Genomic DNA, 20,479 nt, shown 5'->3' on the forward strand with positions numbered 1-20,479 from the left:
TTATTTGATTTTAATAGCAAAGAAGTGCGAATTGTTTTAAAACTATTTTGAAAGCTAATTTGAAAATCAGATAAACCACTTGGTAATAATTGAAGGTGGTTGAGCAAGATGATGACAGAGAAAAGGATAAATATAAAGATCTTGTGCGGAGAAGTAGTAAGTAAAGGCGAAATATCGCCTTTACTTACCTGAGTTAATTTGCATTAACTTGAATAAGTGCTGAACAATAACTATTTAATTGAATTCAGCAAAAATTCCATTACTGGATCTGGCTCAATATCCAGACTCAGTGCTTTTGGCATATAAGTTGGTTTTTGAAGAATGTCACGTGCGATTAACTCTTCTAATAATGGCTTAAATTCAAAGCCAGTTTTACCAACAAATAGTGCGGTTAAGTCTTGCTCGTGATAACAGTGTAGGGCGTCTTTTAGACCTCTTAAGTATAAGAAGTCTTTAGTGAAACCGCCGCCACGATAAACGCGTGCGGTAATGGTAAAGGCTTCATCGTCCGACAGTTTGTAATCCTGCTTAAGCGCATGGAAGGTGTCGTTAAAGCTTTCACCGTTTACCATTTTATCGACCGCAATCACACGCAAGGCCAAGGTTTTCAAGCGATGCAGAGGGAAGCTACCAGCAAGGTGCTCACACAGAATCGCTAAGCCTTCTTGTGTATGGGTGTTACCCGGTAATCCAAGTTTGAGTACTTTCAGAGGCTGTGCATCCGCATTGGCTGTGGTTACAAGGTGTACCCCAAGCTCATGGTGGATCAGCGCATCTAAATCACCTTGGGTGAAAGTGCTATTGGCGTTCACTTTAATGCTGCGCCCACTTACCATAGCGCGAGCAATTAATGTTTTTGAGCTAACAACACTACATTTAACACCGTATTCTTCAGCCGCCGCTTTAAATGCGGTAATGGCTTCTTTTGCACTAATGGTTGCTTCGACTTTTTCCTGATATTCGCAAGCGTGCAAAATAAATTTTGCATTTGCAATATCACGATCATCTGGCTGACCATAATAACGTAATGAGTTATATAAAAACTCATCAGTGCCAATACTGGTTAATAGATCAATCCTTACCGCAAGTTGGTCGATAGTTTTGCGATACATTTTTTGAATATCTGCATCGCGAATATCTTCCACAGGTAAACGGTATAACTTTTCACGGAATTTATAAGGATCTAGATCCAGTTGTCGATACGTAAAGGCCGGTTGATAAGTAAACGGCTTATTTAAGAAACGACGTTTTTCCTGTTTTAAGTTAGTCGGGTTGATATAACTTAATGTATTTACACCACGTGCAATACTAAATAACTGACGGTCAAGTTTAATGACTTCACGCGGTAATTTAGATGCCAAAATATGATTGCTGGTTAAGCGTTTTGCTTTTGTTCTTCGGCGAAGTGTGAAAGCAGCATGTTCTGTTACGACAGTTTTCATCGCTTCTTTCATTTTTTCAATCACTAGTGGGAAGCTTTCACCACCCACTTCGTTCATGAAGATCTTTTTCACTTCGATCGGAAGAAGTAAAGTTTTCTTAAAATGTTGCTTTACAAAGCTAGCTTGGTAGCCCATGCCCTTGAAAACATCATTTTCGCTTGCTGTCACATCAATATTTGGCAACTCGATGTCATTCAGTTTTGCTAAGCACTCATCAATTTCTTTGCGCCACTGCTTTTTATTAACTTGGGCAGTGCCTAAGTTAAAGGTCGGCGTTGGGCGGTCTATGCGTTGATAATTGTATGAGTGGATATCATAAATTAAGCAAAGTCCGAACTCTTTTTCTAACGTTTCAACTAAGCACTTTAGAATACGATAGTAACGTTGGTGCTTTTGCTGAGACGTTGCGCGCTCTGTCTCTGTTAGCGGGGTAGACCATACAGATTTACCCCAAGCTTCTTCATAAATACAAGCGTCATTGGCACGGTTTAAATCGTACTCGTAACGTGAATCTTCACCTTGAAGAATAATCGGCAGCGAAGAGATAAAATCACCAGTGAAGGGATCTTCCTCAAAGTATCTTTCTTCTTCGTTCAACTCACACTTCGTGATGAGTTCGGTACGTAAGCGATGTCCATGGTGAATCGCAGTTGCAATGTATGGCTGATATTCGCTGATGCGAATGGTTAAACTGCCGTCGTTAAGCTGCGCTTCAAATGGAGTGAGGTGCTGGATCTTATCCAGCACTTCTTGTTCAGTAAGCTGTAGCATCAGCGATAACCTTACTGAATTCATTTTTACGCGCGATGCTTAGCTTTTTCGCCATCACAACGCTTTCGACAAAGTCGATCACTTCACATTGTAACTTGGTACGGTTTAGGCGGTTGATACGAGTAATGCCACCAGGGCTTAGCACGTTTACTTCAACCAATTTACCGTTGATTACATCAAGGCCCACAAAGTACAAGCCATCACGAACCAGTTTCGGGCCAATGTGCTTACATAGACGCAGCTCTTGTTTCGTTAGCGTATGCTTAACTTCTTTACCACCCGCGTGGATGTTAGAGCGTACATCGCCATTAGCAGGCACGCGGCGCATAGCACCAATTGGCTCGCCGTTCAGCATCATGATGCGAACATCGCCTTGCTCTGCACCTTCGATGTAATCTTGCAAAATCACATAGTTTTTGTCGTCGCCGATGTAGAAATCAAGCAGTGACTTCATGCTAGATTTTGCACTTTTCTCAACCAGAATAACGCCTTTGCCGCCGTAGCCGTTTAATGGCTTCAGGATCATGCGATCATTCGGGCTTTCTTCTAATACTCGCTCTAGGTATTCACGGTTTTTCGATACGTGAGTAACCGGAATAAATTCATTGTTTGGATCTGGTAGCGACGCCGTGTAAAGCTTGTTGTTTGCTACACGTAGACCATCAATATCATTCATGATGAAAGTGTGGTCGCGTACTGAGTCCAAAAAGTTCAACGCCATGGTATCTAGCGGTGGGTTTGCACGCATGAAAATAGCGTCGAAACCAGCAAGCGGCAATTGCGCTTTTTTAAATTCAGCTTTTCGGTAAAAGCTGGGAATATTACTAGATACTTCTTTATTTTTTAGTACGTGACAAAAGCCAATCGCCATACTGTCACGCATTGTTAGGTTATTTGGTGTTGTAATTGCAACGGTGTGACCGCGCAAAGCAGCTTCGTGAATAAGACGTAGCGTTGAATCCGTTTCAGGCTCAACTTTGTCCCACGGGTACATAACAAAACAAATTTTCATAGCAATTTACCGAAATATTAAAGGCTTGTGGAAAGCCCAAAAGCAACCAGCCACCCAAGGAAGTGATTATGGGTGGCTGGCATTAGAACAATTAAAATGACACTGGTTGAAATTAGGGGAGGTCGCTTTTGTGGCTTAGTAGGTACCTAATTCAACCGCTAATTATCAATATTCGAGATCGGAATCCCCGCCCATGTCGTCATCGAAAGACTGACTTTGTCGGCGAACCGAATCACACAGGGTGTACGTTTTTCTTTTCTGGCTAGTACGGGTAACGTATTTCATCCAGCATTTTGCGAAATCTGAACGTAATTCCAGTTGACCATTCATTTCGGCAACAAACTGGCGCTCAACCTCGCTTTCTGGTTCTAGCTCGCCAGAACAGAGTCGAGACATGGTTCGGCCGTAATTCTCTAATAATGAGGATTCACCAATAGTGAATACACCAGAGCGATTAAAGCCACGTGGGAAATTTTTATCGTCGTAAAATTTACCTTCACTTCTCATTTAACAGTTTCCTGATGCGATTTTTCGCAGATATTCGGGCACAGTGACAAACTTGTAAATCAAATAATATTCGTGATGACGATTAAATTTTTTAATCGTCTTTTGACTAGAATTAGGTGTAGTATCTGAGTTTTGTTGATGGCGGTTTGCTATGAGTAAACCTGTTGAAATATCAGCATAATTTTGTCATGTACTAATTTGACTAAGTCACTGGTTGGCTTGGTATTATCCCCCTTGTATGAGAGCAGCTCTGTGGATACCGAATTACTGAAAACCTTTCTTGAAGTCGCAAAAACTCGTCATTTTGGTCGTGCAGCGGACAATTTATATCTGACTCAGTCGGCTGTAAGTTTCCGTATTCGCCAGCTTGAAGGGCAGCTTGGTAACGCACTTTTTTCGCGTCAGCGCGGTAATGTACACCTAACGCCAGCCGGTGAACGCATGCAGCCATATGCCGAAGCCATTTTGCAAACATGGGGACGGGCAAAGCAGGATGTTGCATTATCAGATAGCTTAAATGCGCAGATTTCGATTGGTGCATCGGCTATGTTTTGGGAATTTGATGGTATTTCAGACTGGATTAATCGTTTATATAGCGCGATCCCTGGTTTGGCTTTACGTGTTGAATCGGTTCCTCGGCAGTCAATGGCGAAGCGTTTGTTCGATAAAAGTATCGATGTGTCGTTAACGTGTGAACCACCACGCATTGAAAGTATGCAAGTAAAGAAGGTTCGCGAGTTTCAGCTTCAGCTTGTATGTAATAAGCCGAATTGCACGTTAGCCAATGCGAAAGAAATGCCGCTGGTCTACCTTGATTGGGGTACACGTTTTTCAGTTGAACATGGTCGTATTTCTGAACTGGATAAAACGCCAATTCTTCATGCGCATTCAAGTAAAATGGCACTGGAATACATACTGAATAGTCCAAGTATGGGTTACTTACCGTCACCTGTCGTCGCGCAGAGTGTGGAAGAAGGTAATCTGTTTGTTGTTGAAGGTGCTCCTGTGATGGAGCAGCAGTTATTCCTAGTATGGAGTGAAGATAACGAGAAGGCTGAACTGATCGCAAGTATGGTTGATGTGCCATTTAGCCACTTAATTGAAAGCGTTTAAGCACATTGTTTTCCGATCTGAGTTGATAAATTTTGTTCATCATAACGGCGTAAATTACTTGTTGTACATGATGGCAATAAAGGGATTACTCTCAGGGTGTTGAAGAGGGTTTGAAATGGATTTGAGCCTAAATCAGTAAAGGCGTTGCGAATTGTGAGTAAGGTCAACCCGCAGCGCCAAAAATCGAGGGCAATTTAGTAATTCTGTCATATTCGACTACTAATATGCCCTTGAGTTAGCCATTAACAGCAAAGAATCAAAGCGTTAATGGCATAACTTCAACATTTATCAATTTATTACTCTGGATGTTTTCAGGAAACGAAAATGGCTAAGCTAGATCAAAAATTTTCCAAAGGCTCACGATCTAAGTTCAAGTTTGACGGTGAGAATGATTTTTACGATATGAATTCTCAATCGAAAAAGAAGAGACGTCGTCAGACACGTACGCGTTATGAGAGTCCAGAGTATAGTGACTTCGATTTCTAATCGCGTTGCTGTTTGAACCCCATACCATTGCTTTAACTCGTCGCTCAGGCTCTTGTTTTCTATCCGGCTAGTGTCACGGATTGATGAGCAAAGTATAATCAAAGGCATCCTACGGGTGCCTTTTCTGTATCTATGGCCTGTCTTTTTACTTATATACTTATCAATAACATTCAAGCTCGATGGTTATTGAGAGGCCGCAATGAATCCGTTATCAATGAAAAATGTGGAAAAGCTTATTGGTGAGTCTGTTGATTTGTTTGATGCAAGCGGAACAACAGGGCGGTTTATTGTGCAGGGAGTACAACAACTTGAACGACATGGGATGGATGACTATGGCCGTTTCGTTGAGCACTTTAAAATCCTGTTTGCAGGAGATGGTAGCTCTCACTTTCCTGATGGTCATTACCACTTTAAACACCCTAAGTTAGGGGAGATCGAATTGTTCCTCACTCACACTCATGGTCACGAGTATGAAATCATGGTGGATAGTCAGGTTATTTGTTGAGCGGTAGTTAATTTTTCCTTATTACTAAGGTGAGGGATCAATTCCTATTCGCTTAGATTCAGTTATACTCAAGGCAGAATTTACTTTAGTGAGAAAAATCATGCTTGATATCGATAACCTATCTATCAATCCTGAAGACCTTAAAAAAGAGCCAGAATTGCCAATTCCTTCTGTTGAAGAGCAGAAAGCAATCGTTGCTGAGCTGAAGCGTCTGGAAGAAGCGGGTGAATTAACCCCTGAAATTTTATCCGAATTTATGACAGGAAAACGTAAGCCAGAACAGGCTTAATATCCTTGTAAAGCATAGGTTTATTAACGGTCGCGCTGCGGCCGTTTTTTTTACTTTAGCTGAGTAATGTGTCAAGAGTCATTCCTGTGCTCAAGATCAAAAATTAAAATCATTATCTAGATCCCAATTTTATGTAGCATTAATCATTACGCAATCGGTTTTATAGTAATTTATGCAACGTTTAGAGCAAACGGAAGAGATTATTATGAAATTGCTATTTGACTTTAAGGGGATGAAGACGCGCTATAAAATTATTAAAAAGCGTCAGCGTTATTTTCTCTATGAGCGTAAATTTTTGTGTTTCTGGCTTAGTGATGGTTCTGTGTATCAATCGAAGCAGGAAGCAAGCAGCGCGATTCCATATTAAGTGATGCGGATGAGGCGGCTAATAGAACAACTCAGCAATGGTATCCGGCAAAAAGACGATACATACTTTCATAAACCACAATGCCCTGTATAAACAGGGCATTGTTATTTTATCTACGGCCTAAGTTTAGTGATACGTAAGTAATTAGGCTTCAACTGGTTCGCAGTTTTTACGTTGGCTGATGACAGAACGTAAACTATTAAAAGTAAGTACAAGTAGACAAGGCACTAACCAGCTCGCATGAGCTGAGTAAAGCGGCAAGCTTTCTTGCAATTGGGTATTGAAGTTGCCTGGCATCATATCAAGGATGGCAAGGGCATCTAGAGAACCAAAAGCAAGTGTTACTACTAATACTGAAACATGGCTTGGCTTAAAGCGTTTGTTCAGAGTGCCCACAAACGATGCCATAACCAAGGCGATAGCAACAGGACATAGTAACAAGATAGCAGGCAAGCTTACTTTGATGATTTGTGCTAAACCAAAGTTTGCGATCACACAGGTTAGGCTGACAACAACAACCGAGGTGAGTGCAAAGGGGGCTTTGAAAGACGCACGGTAGTATTCAGCACTTGCGTTGGTCAACCCAACAGTTGTCGTTAAACAAGCCATGATGATGATTGCCGCTAGTAACAGTTGACCGTATTCCCCAAAAATACCGTGAACGTACAGGGTTAAGATTTCGCCACCGTTGGCTGCGCTAGCAGCAACAGTGCTAGAAGTCGCTCCAACATATCCCATCGCTAAATAACATGCGCCCATTAACACCGCGTAGATTGCTGCAACATAGATTGAAACACGCGCAACTTCTTTAGGTTCGGTAACCCCTTTGGCATTGATTGCTTGGATGATCACCCAGCCAAAGCCAACTGCAGCGATGCCATCCATCGTCATATAGCCTTGAATCAAACCGTGTGTTACCGCACTGTTTTGGTAATCAGCGCTTGGTAGTTGTGGCACACCTAATGGCGACATGATTGCTGCAACCGATAACGCGACTAGCATTAGGATGAGCGCAGGCGTCATTACCTTGCCGATGTAATCAACTAATTTACCCGGTGTGAATGCCAGCAGTAGAGTGACACCACAGAAAATGATGGTGAAAAGGAGCAGGTGATCGCCCTCTACAAAAGGTTTAATCCCCATTTCGTACGCAACAGTCACAGCTCGTGGCATACCAAAAGCAGGGCCAATTGAGGTGAAAAGTAGCACCCAAAACACTTTGCCTAACCAGCTTGGTAGCGCTTTGGTAAGGTTGTTGGTCGTGGTAATGCGGCCAAGAACAATAAGTGTGAAAGCGGGTAAACCGACAGCGGTTACCAAAAAGCCCATCATTGCAGGTAGAAGGTTTGTGCCTGCTTCTAGCCCCATTGAAGGTGGAAAGATCAGGTTACCTGCGCCTAGGAAAAGGGCGAATGTCATTAGGCCTATAGCCAGTAGATCTTGTGTTCGTAAACTTGTGTTCATTGACTGTCCTACAATCTGTTTGAGAACCGTCTGCGAACTAATGAAAGGTAGGTATTATGGTAGGTAATCTTACTCTCCATCAGCTCGGCTGACGGAAAGCTATCACCGTCAGCCTATCGAATAATAATAATCGCTAGAATGATAGTGATAATTGATTGAGTTGCACGAACAGCTAACTCTGATTTTTTAGAGTATTGGGCAGTTTGTTTAGCTGTATGTGAAAACATGATGAACCTATATTCAATCTCGGCAACGCATTAACCATAATCTCATTAATAGCGGTTGTAAAGTTGAATTTTAAACGAAGTGAAAAATCATTCAGCGCTCAGTTTTCAATGCGTCATTTTTACAGTGCTACAGCGTGGTATGTAGGGTTATACAAGCTTGTTAGACATCAACCTATTTTAGGTGCCTGAGGTTAATTTTGTTTGTCGATAGGGTTGAACAAAAAAACGCCACTCAAGGTGGCGTTAGATTTTGATGTTGTGTTGTGATGGCTTTTAAGCGTTAGTTGGCTGTCGCTGTTGTCATACGTTTTGGTGTGAAGTGAACTAAACCAAACACAATGCCTACTGGTAATAGCCAGCTTAGGTGGAAATTGAATAGAGGTAGCCATTGGTTGAAAGTTGTTGTCATCGCGCTTGGTAACATATCAAGGACAGCGAAGGCATCGATAGTGCCGAAGCAAGCCGCTACGATCACCACTAGGTATTGATAACCTGCATCAATGATGCGCTTTGGCATAAAGATAATGCTCAGGATCAGCGCAACTGCGATAGGGCATAGAATTAAAATAGCAGGCAGGCTTACAGTGATAATTTGCTCAAGACCTGCATTAGAAATAACGGCGGTTAGAGCAGTAACAACAATGGCGCTGCGCTTAAACGGGATCTGATACGTGTTTTTGTAGTATTCGCCGTTTGCGTTAGTTAAGCCAACAGTGGTGGTTAAACATGCCATTAAAGTAATGCAGGCAAGCAGAACTTGACCTAATTGCCCAAATTCTCCCGCCGCATAGCGAGTTAAGATTTCACCACCGTTTGCTGCATTTGCAGCGATGGTTGAAGAAGTTGCACCTAGGTAACCCATCGCCAAGTAGCACAGTGACATTAATACGATATAAATGAAGGCAATCCACTTAGTGTAGTGGGCAAGTGCTGCTTTACAGGTTACACCTTTGCTACGAATGGTCGTGATGATCACCCAACCAAATGCCACTGCTGCTATAGCATCAAGCGTCATGTAGCCTTGGATAACACCATTCACTGCTGGCGCATCAAGATAATCTTGTGTTGCAGGTAAACTCGTACCCAATGGATTCACTAAGGCTGCGATCACTAAAAGCGATAACATAGCAATAAGTGCTGGGGTCATGATTTTGCCAATGTAATCAAGCAATTTACCCGGCTTGAGTGCTAGTAGTAGCGTGATAGCACAGAAAATCACAGAAAAAGGTAGTAGTAGATTGCTATCTGTGAAAGGTTTGATACCCATTTCGTAAGCGACAGTGACTGCGCGAGGAAGAACGAAAGCGGGACCTAAAGTGGTTAACACTAAGAACCAAAAAGTACGGTCCATCCACTTAGGTAGTGCGTCGGTGAGTTTATCTGCTGAAGATAAACGTCCAAGCACGATAATAGTTAGTGCTGGCAAGCCCACAGCGGTTAACAAGAAACCGCCCATCGCGATTAACCAGTTTTCACCAGCTTGTTGTGCCATCAAAGGTGGAAAAATGAGGTTTCCTGCGCCTAAGAAGAGTGCAAAGGTCATAAAACCTATTGCGGCTAAATCTCTCTTTTTCATGTAATGCCCTATATGTCTGTCTTTATTGTTTTAAGTCAGCAGGGCTTGAGAATATGCGCGTATTGTGTCGTTATTTCATCAGCCATGCTGACGAAATAAGAAATCTGTCAGCGTTAGTGAGTGACTACGACGACGACAGAGACCACGATGTGAGAAGCACTGGCATGGGTGCAACAACAGAGTTTCATATTGTTTGCGCTTTGCTTTAGCATATTTCACACTCGTGATTGAAAGAATGACCACAACATAAAGGGATATGTTGTGGTTGTAAAGAAAATAATTACAGAATGGTATATTGCACCTAAGCCGTATTTACTTGATATGTGGTGCTAATAAGGAATGTAGCTCAGACAGTGAATTGACTTGGTAGCAGGGCTTTACACCATCAGGCACTGTTTCTTGTTTAGCGTTAAGCCAACAAGTGGAGATCCCAGCATTGTTACCACCCAAAATATCTGAGTGCGGGTTATCACCGACCATGAGAATGTCACTTTTATCTGGGTGACCCATTTGCTCAAAGGCATGGTGGAAGATGGCTGGGTCAGGCTTGGCAACACCGACTTGTTCAGAAATAACCAAAGTTGAAAAGTGATCGGCAAAACCGGTGCGTTCTAGGCGAACTTGTTGTAATTCGGTGAAACCATTGGTGATGATGCCAAGTTGAACTTTATCTTTAAGGAAATCTAAAAGTTCTTTTGCACCGGGTAGAGGTTGGCAAATATCTGCCATCGCATTGAGAAAAGCACTGTTTAACGTTTGTGTTGTGACATCCAGCTTTTCTGCCCAAGATTTAAAGCGGGTATGTTGTAAGGTTTGCGCAGAAATTTTCCCGTCCTGATAGTCCACCCATAATGGTTTATTGACCAATTGATACTCGGCAAAATCGTCCTGAGTAAAGTTGACGTCAAAACGGCTGAACATTAACTCTAAGCCTTTAAATGCATCGAAATGAAATAGAGTTTCGTCTGCGTCAAACAGAATCCATTTGAAGTTCATAATTTTCCTATAGTGCTTGTTCAAGCAAATAATTGTTAGTCCTTTACAGGCGGCAGCGATTATATAACTGCTGGTGGCATTGAGCGAATTTACTTACAGAACATTGACTCATATAAGGATTAAATAAAAAACACCAAATGAAACTTGATGTATATAAATCTAGGCTAAACTAAAAATTGTGTTGATACATTAAGGCACTGATGTGAGCAGTAGAAGACATTAGGCACAGTAAAAGAAATACGGCGGCTAGGGATGTAGTTAACTAATGGAGTAACCTAACATGGCGAATGAAATTTTCTTTTATGAACCACAAGAAACATATGGTTTTTTATCTAATTTCGCACTAAGTCCAATTCAGTTAAGTGATGTAGTTTGGCCAACCAGTGAACATTATTATCAGGCGCAGAAATTTACAGATCCTGCGATCCAGCAACAAATATTAGCGGCTGACTCTCCTGAGCAAGCGTTTCAGCTAAGTCGTCAATATGAAGCTCAGGTGAAGACGGATTGGGATAATGTGAAAGATGCAGTGATGCGTTTCATCGTGTTTGAGAAATTTCGTCAAAATAAACACCTTGCTCATTTACTTGTTTCGACAGGAGAGCAAGTTATCAAAGAACATTCCCATAAAGACGCTTACTGGGGAGATGGTGGTGACGGTACAGGGCGTAATGAACTCGGTAAAATTTTAATGGAAGTGCGTGCTCATTTTGCACAAATAGAGCCATTTAACTTGGTACATTTTGTCGATAGTGCCAAATTACCCACTCAGTGGGGTACTTTTCAAATGTATGGTTTTACAGAAACGGCAACAGGCAAAGAGCATTTAGCATTAGTTTATGGTGAACTAGACCCTGAAACCCCGCCGCTTATTCGCTTACATTCGGAATGCTTAACCGGGGATGCATTATTTAGCGCTCGTTGTGATTGTGGTTTTCAACTTTCCCGTGCTATGCAAAATATCGTTGATGCAGGAAGTGGCGTGTTATTTTACTTACGTCAAGAAGGACGTGGAATTGGCTTAATTAATAAAATTAGAGCCTATCATTTACAAGATGATGGTGCTGATACGGTTGAAGCTAATGAGCGTTTGGGTTTTGCTGCAGATATGCGAGATTATAATTTTTGCCGTGGGATGTTGAGTTTTTTAAATATTAAGTCAGTAAGGTTAATGACGAACAACCCACGAAAAGTAAATGCACTAGAAAAAGCAGGAATTAAAATTACAGAAAGAGTCGCGTTACAAGAAGGGAATAACCCTCATAATGAAAATTATTTGAAAACGAAAGCTAACAAGTTAGGGCACATGTTTGATAAGTCATTTGTAGGCTAGTTATCACAACCGAAGCATAATTCACCTTACTTTCCAATTGGTGAATATAATCTAAAAATAAAGCCGAAGTGATTATTGAAATCAGAGCTTCGGCTTTTTTGTGTTTATATATTTTATAAAATAAGGGCGTGCATTTATTAATTCTTGAGGCTTGTCTTGTGTTAAATACACACGCTAAATTAGATAGCTAATATCTATATGTAAGTTTTATGGTAATTGGCTAAATGTATTTATTGATGATTGAATCTAAATCACCCGACGCTCTCAATTTTTCTAAGCGTTGATTGATGAATGTCTGCAATGTTTTATCCATTTTTGGGTCAAAAGCTAAGTAAATTGGATAGTCAGGTATCACCTTGCTAAACGATTGTGTTTTATAGCTTTTGGAGTCAAGTCCTTGTTTATCAAGGTTATATTTAATCCGAGAAGCCATCTCTACAAAACCTGCGTCACCCTGTAACTTTTTAATGATACGAAATGCCGCTTGGTAGTCTTTTACTCGTAACTCTTCAACTTCCCCTTTGCTGATGTAAGGCACTAATTGGGGATAATCAAAGCCGTGCAGCAAGACGACAACTTTATCTTTCATATCATCCATATTCTTAAACTCGATAGCATTTTTATTACTGCTTAATAAAACATGCTTGACGGTATAAATAGGTTCCGCAGAAAGATTTTCGGCTTGTACGCCTCCCCATGAAGGGCTGCCATAAGTGATCCAGTTATGTTCTCCACCAGCCTCTAAAAGGGTTATCATTCGGTTAAATGGGTAAGAGTGATAATTAATGTGATATTCACTATTTTCGAAAACTTTCTTTACTATATCGGTGACAATACCGCTGTGTTGAGTGTTATTTTCTTCGATCTGAAAAGGCGCAGCCTGCTTAGCAATAACATAATAATTGACGTCGGTGGCGAATGCATTAGTAGCGCTGAAAGCTAACATCATTGGTATTGATAAAGTGATTGTTTTATTCATGGCAAATCCTTTGTCATCAACTTCATATAAAAGTCTATTATTACATTAGTAGAATAATATTAAGTTGTGAGTTCAAGGATGAATAAAGCACATCAAGATCACGAAAAGAAACGCTATTTGGGCTTGGCAAAGCAATTATTGATTTATATTTTGCTGGTTACCACAGTGCTTACGCTGATGATGACAGGTGGAAACCTGTATCTGGATTATAAAAGTGATTTAGCAAACATTGAGAGTCGTCTTGAGCAAATCAATCAATCATCGCTGGAAAGCTTGACCTCAAGTTTATGGGTAGAGGATCGTGAACAGCTTCAATTACAAGCTGAAGGTATTTTTCGCTTACCTGAAATTCATTATTTAGTTATCCGCGATCCCGATGGGGTTATCTTGCAACTTGGCGAAGAGTTGCAAAAATACCAGTATGAGCAGTCATGGTCGATGGAGTTCACATCAAATAATCGCTCATATGAACTTGCCACGCTGACGGTGCAATCAGACCTTTACCAAGTCTATCAAGGCTTGATTGATAAGTTTATTGTGTTGTTACTGTACCAAGCAGTACAAACGTTTCTGATTGCGGCTTTTATTCTTTTCATTGTTTATCGCTTGATCGTGCGTCATTTGGTGCAGATGGCGACTGTTGTTAGTGAATTTGATGATAACCAGTTACCTAGCCAAGTCGATATTGAATCCCGTCATTTTGATGATGAGATAACACGCCTCCAAAACAGTTATAACTTTGCAGTAGACCGTATTAAGCATCATTACGAAGAGCTCGAACACGCTCGTGAGCAGGCTGTTGATGCGAATAATAAGAAAAGTGAGTTTCTCGCGAATATGAGCCATGAGATCCGCACTCCGATGAATGGCATTATCGGGTTGTCTTCTTTGCTGCAAGGTATGCCGTTAAAAGAAGATCAAAAAGAGTACGTTGATATGCTGCATTCATCGTCGTTGTCTTTGCTGGACCTGATTAATGACATCCTCGATTTCTCTAAGATTGAATCTGGTCAAATGGAGCTAGAGCATACTCGCCTTAATCTGTTTGAGCTCAATAAAGACGTCGAAACTATTTTCCTAGTTAAAGCGGCCGAGAAAGGCCTGTTGTTCCAATGCGCAATAGATAAGCAAATCCCTCCATTACTATTAGGCGATCCAACGCAACTTCGCCAAGTGTTAGTGAACTTAGTTAGTAACGCGATTAAGTTTACCCACAAAGGGCATGTTCAGTTAAACATGCATTTTGAATCATCAACTGATGACAAAGTGAAGGTGAAGTTTGAAGTCGTTGACAGTGGCATCGGGATCGCAGCGGATAAGCACGCAACTATCTTTGAAAAATTCCAGCAGGCGGATGGCAGTACCACACGTCAGTATGGCGGTACGGGGTTAGGGTTAGCGATTTGCCAACGTGTGGTTGATTTAATGGGCAGTAAACTTGAAGTACAAAGTGAAGAGGGCAAAGGTAGCACTTTTTACTTCTCCGTGAATTTCGAACAATGCCAAGCTCAACCTAGATCAGCATCTAACGGTAAGTCGATGGAAGATATCCGTGTGTTGTTGGTCGATGATCGCATGATGAATATGCGAATTACCTCTGCTCAATTGTGTGGTTTTGGTGCTTATTCGATGTGTTGTGAAGATGCGACCTTGGCTGCGCAATTTATCGATGAATCTATCAAACAAAACACGCCGTTTGATTTGATTTTGCTTGATAAGATCATGCCTGAAATCGATGGTTTTGTGTTAGCGACGCAGTTGCGTCAGCGCTATGGTGACCAGTGTCCTGCGATGGTGATGATTACTGCTGGTCCTGATGCGAGTGATTTGAAAAAGATGAAATCATCGGGGATTAAAGCCATTCTCAGCCGCCCATACCAAGAAGCACAATTGAAGTGGCAAGTTGAGCATGCGTTAGGGCTAGTCTCTGAACAGCAGTCTCAACAAAATGTGTTGGAAGAAAATATTGACGAAACCGATGCGCTTGATGATGCGGTATTAGAGCAACACAACACCAATAACACGATTGATGGTGAGATGAGTGCGAAAGCAAGTACCACTGTACCTATCGTCAATAAAGAGCATAACTCTGATAATCGTCACCTTCAGCAAGAGTCTATTAAAGCACAGCCAGCAAAAGTGCAGAAAACTGAAGCTGTAATGCTGGCTAAAGAAGGCAGTACAAGCGCTATTCCTGCGGGCTCACATGCAGTTAGTAACTTACCGAAGTCGAATTTTGCTGGTGGAACTACTATTGAATCAGCCGAAAGCAAAGCACCTTTTGCTCGTGTTCTTGTGGTTGAAGATACAGTGGTTAATCAGAAAGTTGCCAAAATGATGCTTGAGAAAATGGGGGTAGAAGTAACCATAGCCGCAAATGGTTTGATTGGTGTAGAGATGTTTGATCAGCAGACGTTTGATCTGATTCTAATGGATTGTCAGATGCCTGTGATGGACGGTTTTGAAGCAACACGAAATATTCGCCAACATGAAGAGGCGGGTAAACACATCCCGATCATTGCGCTAACGGCAAATGTCGTAAAAGAAGAAAAAGAAAAATGCTTTGAAGCTGGAATGGATGATTTTCTGGCGAAACCAGTGAATCAAAAACTGTTGAAAGAGACCTTATTCAAACACTTGAACATTTCAGGTTAAGAGACAATTACCTGCTGAGCCTATATGAGAGCCAAAATGTAAAGCAGCCCAGAGTTGATCTTCGGGCTGCTTTATTAATTCAGTGCTTAGGATTAGCGACGGGCTTTGCTTATTAGTTATGTTTATTGGACTGAAGCAAGGCTGCTAGCTTCTTCGTTAGAGTCATATAAATCAACTGAGATCGTCATCGTATTCTGATCTGTGTTTTCAGAAATATCACCGATCACGTAATAATCCGAGTCATTACTTTTTAGCGAATCATCGACTAGGCGCAACAAACTTGCATTGATGTTGCCAGTAATTTCGATGGTATCCACATGAATAAAGTGTCCAAATTTGATCTCAACAGGTGAGATGAGTTCAGGTGCAGCAGAAACGAATGAAGAGGTCAGCGTTAACAGCAAAGGAATGAGGCACTTTTTGATCATAATGGTTCTTTGTATTTCGTAAATATGAGCTGATTCTCCATAATCTATGGTTATGACTTGTCAGAGCTAAGTTAATTTCTCGATTTTTGCACAGCCCACTTGTTAGCTCTAGCTATAGTAATACCCAAGCTTATTGTTTATGAAGATGTCATTGGAGGCACTATGGGTATATTTTCTTGGATTATTTTGGGGCTAATTGCTGGTGCACTGGCAAAATGGCTGATGCCGGGTAAAGACGGTGGCGGTATTGTGATGACCATGATTCTTGGTGTCGCGGGTGCTTTCGTTGGCGGTTGGCTTGGTTCATTTATTGGTATGGGTGGGGCTGATGGCGTCAATATTGGCAGTATAGTGACAGCGACGATTGGTGCCTTTGTGATCTTGTTTGTTTATAACCGATTTATTCGCTGACAAGCCGTAACTTTAATATGCTGAATTGGTTGGATTATACTTACAAGGAATGCGGTAAACTTGCATTCTAACTGCTCTCATTTTTATTGCTAACTGTTTATTTTTAAATGAATTATTTTCCGCTTCGAAATATTTATTTGTTCAAAATAACTGCGTTTTTTAGAGCTGTGATTTTGGAATGCACTCATAAAATCAATGTTGTATTTTACATTTGATTCACAATTGTTCTGATCCAACATCTAACTCCGGTAAGATTTTTTAGATAAAGAAAAAAGTTTGGCTAACACTATCACTGTACTCGCTACGAAGACAGTCAGACGTTGGTTAGCTAGGTTGCGCCATTGTGTTCTTAAGTTTCAGCTTCGAGCGAGTCCATATATTAATAATTTTGGATATGGCTAACACGGAGTTAGAAATGTACAAGGGATTAAACAAAAGTAAAATTGCCTGCACGATTGCAGCGATGCTTATGGTTGGAGCTGTAGGCTCTGTTAACGCAGCACCAACTCATGATAAAAACGTCATTGGCTACATTACACAATGGGAAGCATGGAAAGGGCCAAACGAAGGCTTTAGCGTAAAGGGTGAAGCCACACACCTGAACGTAGATATGGATGTTTACTCTATCTTGAACTTCTCGTTCTTCGGGGTAGCGAAAGATGGTTCTCTTCACAGTGGTGACTTACGTAACAAGAGCATTTATCAACCTAATGCTGTTCAAGAACCTGGTCCACTATTGCACCCAGATGTTTACTCAAGCTGGGATTTCCACATTCTTTGGGGTGAGCTTGAGTACATTCATCAGTACCCAACCGATGAGCCTTGGAATGCTGATCAACTTAAGAAAGTCCAAGACCAAGGCTTTGTGAAACATGGTAACGGTTGGCTACATCAGCCAACAGGCATTACAGGCCAATTCCCAATTCCGCTTAAGAAAGCAGGTGGCGCACCTGGCTTGATCGATCTTGCGCATCAGAAAGGGGTGAAAGTCATGGCATCCATCGGGGGATGGAGTATGTCGAAACACTTCCCTGAAATGGCGGCAGATCCTGTTAAAAAAGAACGCTTCATGAAAGATATTGATAAGATCATGGCACTTGGCTTTGATGGTATCGATATTGACTGGGAATACCCAGGCACAGGTGGTATGAACTTCGAAGGTAACCCTGAAGATTACGCCAACTTCGAGTTACTAATGGAAGACATTCGTACCCGTATTGGACCTAATAAGCTATTGACTGCAGCTTTTGCGGCGTCAACCGCGAAACTAGAAGGTTATGATTGGGCGCGCTTAGCGAAATCAATGGATTACTTCAACATGATGACTTACGACCTTAACGGTGGTTGGTCGAATGTCGCGGGTCATAACGCACCGTTATACCCATATCCTGAAGAAGAATATCCTAACCTTGACCTCGATTACCTACGTACTTGGATGGCAGCGAAAGGTATTCCATCGAAGAAAATCAACTTTGGTGCGGCATTCTACGGTCGTGGTGTCCAAACTACAGAAGCAACTGCTTATGTAGGTGCACCAACAGACAAACGTAAAGTGAACTTCAGCGTCGACGGTCCAACCATGTCATCTGTGGATTTGGATAACTGGAAACAGTTTGAGGGTCAGCCAAACTATAACTTCATTAAGAAACAACCAGGCTGGGAGCACAAGTGGGATGCTTCAGCAGAAGTACCTTATGCCGTCAAAGGTAAGTATTTCTTAAGTTACGATGATGAAGCATCTATTGCTAAGAAAGCGCAATACATTGTCGATCATAACCTTGGCGGTGTGATTGTATGGCAAGTTCACGGTGACGTTGAGTGTGCGGGTAGTTTCGTTAGTTACGGTAGCAAACTGAAACAATGTACTGACTTACGCTCACCACTCGCCGCAGAAATTGACCGTGTATTCAGCGCAGGTGCAGTACCAAACAACGCTCCTGTATTAACTGTTCCAGCGGCACAAAATGCGAACGCGAGTCAGGTTATTAGCTTCGATGTTTCTGCAACCGATGCAGATGGCGATAAGTTAAGCTTTAGTGTTGCCAAAGGTAGCGTAGTTGATAACGGTAATGGAACTGCAACTGTGACTTACCAAGCGCCAAATACAGCAACAGATCTTACTGATGTTGTGACTGTAACTGTGACTGATGGTCGTAAGAAAGTTAGCAAAGATGTCACTGTTAATGTGAAAGGCTCTGGTGCAATTGAAAATACAGCACCTGTATTAACAGCTCCTGCAACTGTTGACGCAACCAGTGGTCAGCCTGTGGTGATTAGCGTTTCTGCAACAGATGCTGATGGTGATGCGCTTATTTATACAGCGTCGAAAGGTGTGGTAACTGAAACCTCAAAAGGGGCTGAAATTACTTTCACAGCGCCAACAGTTACGGCTGATACCGCTGTAAATGTGGTTGTGACTGTTTCTGATGGTAAAGCCGAAGCAAGCAAAACTGTTGTTGTTAATGTTAAAGCAGATGGCAACAACGGTGGTACCACTTGGGATCCAAATAAAGTTTACCTAGCGGGTGACACCGTCACTTATAACGGTGTGAAATATACTGCGAAATGGTGGACTAAAGGTGAACAACCAGGAACTAGCGCGGTATGGGCTAAGTTTGATAATGGCTCATTACAAGAGTGGACAGCTGACAAAGTCTACAACGGTGGCGATAAAGCGACGCTTTCTGGCGTGACTTATGAAGCTCAATGGTGGACTAAAGGTGATAAACCGGGCGCAACATCTGGTCCTTGGAAAACACTTTAACAAGTGAAAGTTCATAATAGCTAAAGCAATTTGATTCTTTGACTTAGCTAAAGTAACTATAAGCCTCATACCTAATTGAGTGGGTATGGGGCTTTTTTACGTCTAGTCAAAGAAGTAAAACAACAGTAATCGTGTTGTGCCTGCCGCTGACATAAAGTGTTCAGGCGTCGGGAGCCGTAGCCAATAGCCTTGGCTAAAGTGCTCTTGTTCATTATTGAGCGCCCCTTCAAGTACAAAGACTTCCGTTCTCTGAATGTGGTGTGCTGCGGTATCTGTATCGGGTGTCGGTTGAAGCAAACAGTCAAAAGGCTGTGTGTTGAATGCTTGAGCTCCTTGTAGTTGGATCAAGTAACAGGCTTGGTTGCTGTGGCGGTGTAGTTCAAATAATGAATTTGGTTCATCAGAGGTAAAAGCTTGAGTGTTTATCCTCACTGGATGGCTGTCATCTGGCGCAAATTGATTGAGTTTGACGAAAATATCGCAGCCTTCTTTACTAAAAGGGCGATGATGAGACGATGGTGGGTTTCTTAGATAAGAGCCTGCTGGGTAATGGCCTGATTCGTCTGAAAAAGTGCCCGTTAAGACGTATATCTCTTCACCCTTTGGATGGTGATGTTCAGGAAATGCTGAATTTGCAGCATAGCGGACGATGCTAGTGGTGTGTCCAGACTCTGCGGCTTCTCTTTCAAGCGGTTTTCTTGTTACGCCCGCGGTCGGGCTTTGTTGCCATTTCATCTCAGTAGTATTGATGCATAATCGCGTAGAAAAATTCATGTTGAGCATGAGCACGTCCTTAGGAAAAAAACACCCAACTTGGCTGTGTGATTGATAGTATAGAAGAGACAAAAATCAGCACTGGGAGGTACGATGTTTATTCGACTGAATGTGTACGGCAAGGCGATGTCGGTTGAGCGAAAGCAAGGTGAGTGGCTGCTGTATTCGGAATCGCCCACTTCAATGCGAGTCAGAGTCTATGACATCGTGATCCCTTCTGATTTACACGAATTTGAATTAGGGCAGTACTTAGCTGATATTTATCACGAACAAGCGAGCGATCAGCACCCAACAGTGGAATATCAGAAATAATTTCACTGGAAATGGAGAAGAAATCGACTGTTCATTCTTAAGGTGCTTGCCTAAAATAGAGTTCGTGG

General features: G+C 41.8%; 18 protein-coding genes. 9 read left to right on the forward strand and 9 right to left on the reverse strand.

Annotated elements, in window-relative coordinates:
- Window positions 1-230 precede the first annotated feature (230 nt).
- The 3 genes from A3K86_RS21565 to A3K86_RS21575 form a co-directional block, all read right to left on the reverse strand.
- Window positions 231-2,213, reverse strand: a complete 1,983-nt coding sequence (locus tag A3K86_RS21565; RefSeq protein ID WP_068336470.1) for a flavohemoglobin expression-modulating QEGLA motif protein — start codon at window positions 2,211-2,213, stop codon at window positions 231-233.
- A complete protein-coding gene (gene gshB / locus A3K86_RS21570; protein WP_068336473.1) occupies window positions 2,197-3,225 on the reverse strand; it encodes a glutathione synthase in 1,029 nt (342 codons plus the stop codon). The genes A3K86_RS21565 and gshB overlap by 17 nt, the downstream gene beginning before the upstream one ends.
- A 165-nt stretch (window positions 3,226-3,390) precedes the next feature.
- Window positions 3,391-3,732: a MaoP family protein gene (locus A3K86_RS21575; protein WP_068336475.1), complete on the reverse strand. Its 342-nt coding sequence runs from the start codon at window positions 3,730-3,732 to the stop codon at window positions 3,391-3,393.
- A gap of 252 nt (window positions 3,733-3,984) precedes the next feature.
- On the opposite strand from A3K86_RS21575, the gene hdfR reads away from it, so the two are divergent.
- From hdfR to A3K86_RS21595, 4 genes are all read left to right on the forward strand, one after another.
- Window positions 3,985-4,845 carry an HTH-type transcriptional regulator HdfR gene (gene hdfR, locus A3K86_RS21580; RefSeq protein WP_068336476.1) on the forward strand — a complete coding sequence of 287 codons (861 nt, stop codon included), beginning with the start codon at window positions 3,985-3,987 and terminating at the stop codon, window positions 4,843-4,845.
- Between the two features lie 685 nt (window positions 4,846-5,530).
- Complete coding sequence (locus A3K86_RS21585) at window positions 5,531-5,836, forward strand: DUF6916 family protein (RefSeq protein ID WP_068336477.1); 306 nt, start codon at window positions 5,531-5,533, stop codon at window positions 5,834-5,836.
- 100 nt (window positions 5,837-5,936) lie between these two features.
- On the forward strand, window positions 5,937-6,125 hold the full coding sequence (locus tag A3K86_RS21590) for a restriction endonuclease subunit S domain-containing protein (RefSeq protein WP_068336478.1): 189 nt from the start codon (window positions 5,937-5,939) through the stop codon (window positions 6,123-6,125).
- Between the two features lie 172 nt (window positions 6,126-6,297).
- Entirely contained in the window at window positions 6,298-6,492 is a 195-nt protein-coding gene (locus A3K86_RS21595) for a hypothetical protein (protein ID WP_068336480.1), read from the forward strand.
- Window positions 6,493-6,636: 144 nt separating this feature from the next.
- Here A3K86_RS21595 and brnQ (A3K86_RS21600) read toward each other — a convergent pair whose 3' ends face one another.
- The 3 genes from brnQ (A3K86_RS21600) to yjjG all read right to left on the reverse strand — a co-directional run bounded on the left by brnQ (A3K86_RS21600) (window position 6,637) and on the right by yjjG (window position 10,755).
- Window positions 6,637-7,956: a branched-chain amino acid transport system II carrier protein gene (gene brnQ / locus A3K86_RS21600; protein WP_068336483.1), complete on the reverse strand. Its 1,320-nt coding sequence runs from the start codon at window positions 7,954-7,956 to the stop codon at window positions 6,637-6,639.
- Between the two features lie 507 nt (window positions 7,957-8,463).
- Window positions 8,464-9,759: a branched-chain amino acid transport system II carrier protein gene (brnQ, locus tag A3K86_RS21605; protein ID WP_068336487.1), complete on the reverse strand. Its 1,296-nt coding sequence runs from the start codon at window positions 9,757-9,759 to the stop codon at window positions 8,464-8,466.
- Between the two features lie 312 nt (window positions 9,760-10,071).
- Complete coding sequence (gene yjjG, locus A3K86_RS21610; protein ID WP_068336488.1) at window positions 10,072-10,755, reverse strand: pyrimidine 5'-nucleotidase; 684 nt, start codon at window positions 10,753-10,755, stop codon at window positions 10,072-10,074.
- A gap of 280 nt (window positions 10,756-11,035) precedes the next feature.
- On the opposite strand from yjjG, the gene ribA reads away from it, so the two are divergent.
- Window positions 11,036-12,088 carry a GTP cyclohydrolase II gene (gene ribA / locus A3K86_RS22555; protein ID WP_084406721.1) on the forward strand — a complete coding sequence of 351 codons (1,053 nt, stop codon included), beginning with the start codon at window positions 11,036-11,038 and terminating at the stop codon, window positions 12,086-12,088.
- A 220-nt stretch (window positions 12,089-12,308) separates the two neighbouring features.
- On the opposite strand, the gene A3K86_RS21620 is transcribed toward ribA, so the two are convergent.
- Complete coding sequence (locus A3K86_RS21620) at window positions 12,309-13,067, reverse strand: substrate-binding periplasmic protein (protein ID WP_068336491.1); 759 nt, start codon at window positions 13,065-13,067, stop codon at window positions 12,309-12,311.
- A gap of 78 nt (window positions 13,068-13,145) precedes the next feature.
- Between A3K86_RS21620 and A3K86_RS21625 the strand changes: the two genes are divergently transcribed.
- Window positions 13,146-15,722 (forward strand): response regulator, encoded by a 2,577-nt coding sequence (locus tag A3K86_RS21625; RefSeq protein WP_068336494.1) that lies wholly within the window; start codon window positions 13,146-13,148, stop codon window positions 15,720-15,722.
- 122 nt (window positions 15,723-15,844) lie between these two features.
- Here the strand turns inward: A3K86_RS21625 and A3K86_RS21630 are convergent, their stop codons facing one another.
- A complete protein-coding gene (locus tag A3K86_RS21630; protein WP_068336497.1) occupies window positions 15,845-16,150 on the reverse strand; it encodes a hypothetical protein in 306 nt (101 codons plus the stop codon).
- A gap of 162 nt (window positions 16,151-16,312) precedes the next feature.
- On the opposite strand from A3K86_RS21630, the gene A3K86_RS21635 reads away from it, so the two are divergent.
- Window positions 16,313-16,561 (forward strand): GlsB/YeaQ/YmgE family stress response membrane protein, encoded by a 249-nt coding sequence (locus tag A3K86_RS21635; RefSeq protein WP_068336500.1) that lies wholly within the window; start codon window positions 16,313-16,315, stop codon window positions 16,559-16,561.
- Between the two features lie 415 nt (window positions 16,562-16,976).
- Window positions 16,977-19,325, forward strand: a complete 2,349-nt coding sequence (locus A3K86_RS21640; RefSeq protein WP_068336504.1) for a glycosyl hydrolase family 18 protein — start codon at window positions 16,977-16,979, stop codon at window positions 19,323-19,325.
- 102 nt (window positions 19,326-19,427) lie between these two features.
- Here A3K86_RS21640 and A3K86_RS21645 read toward each other — a convergent pair whose 3' ends face one another.
- Window positions 19,428-20,108 carry a cupin domain-containing protein gene (locus A3K86_RS21645; RefSeq protein WP_068336507.1) on the reverse strand — a complete coding sequence of 227 codons (681 nt, stop codon included), beginning with the start codon at window positions 20,106-20,108 and terminating at the stop codon, window positions 19,428-19,430.
- Window positions 20,109-20,192: 84 nt separating this feature from the next.
- Here A3K86_RS21645 and A3K86_RS21650 point away from each other — a divergent pair, with 84 nt between their 5' ends.
- On the forward strand, window positions 20,193-20,411 hold the full coding sequence (locus tag A3K86_RS21650; protein WP_068336514.1) for a DUF7661 family protein: 219 nt from the start codon (window positions 20,193-20,195) through the stop codon (window positions 20,409-20,411).
- Window positions 20,412-20,479 lie beyond the last annotated feature (68 nt).

The sequence above is a fragment of the Photobacterium jeanii genome (assembly GCF_001650345.1).
GTDB lineage: Bacteria > Pseudomonadota > Gammaproteobacteria > Enterobacterales > Vibrionaceae > Photobacterium > Photobacterium jeanii.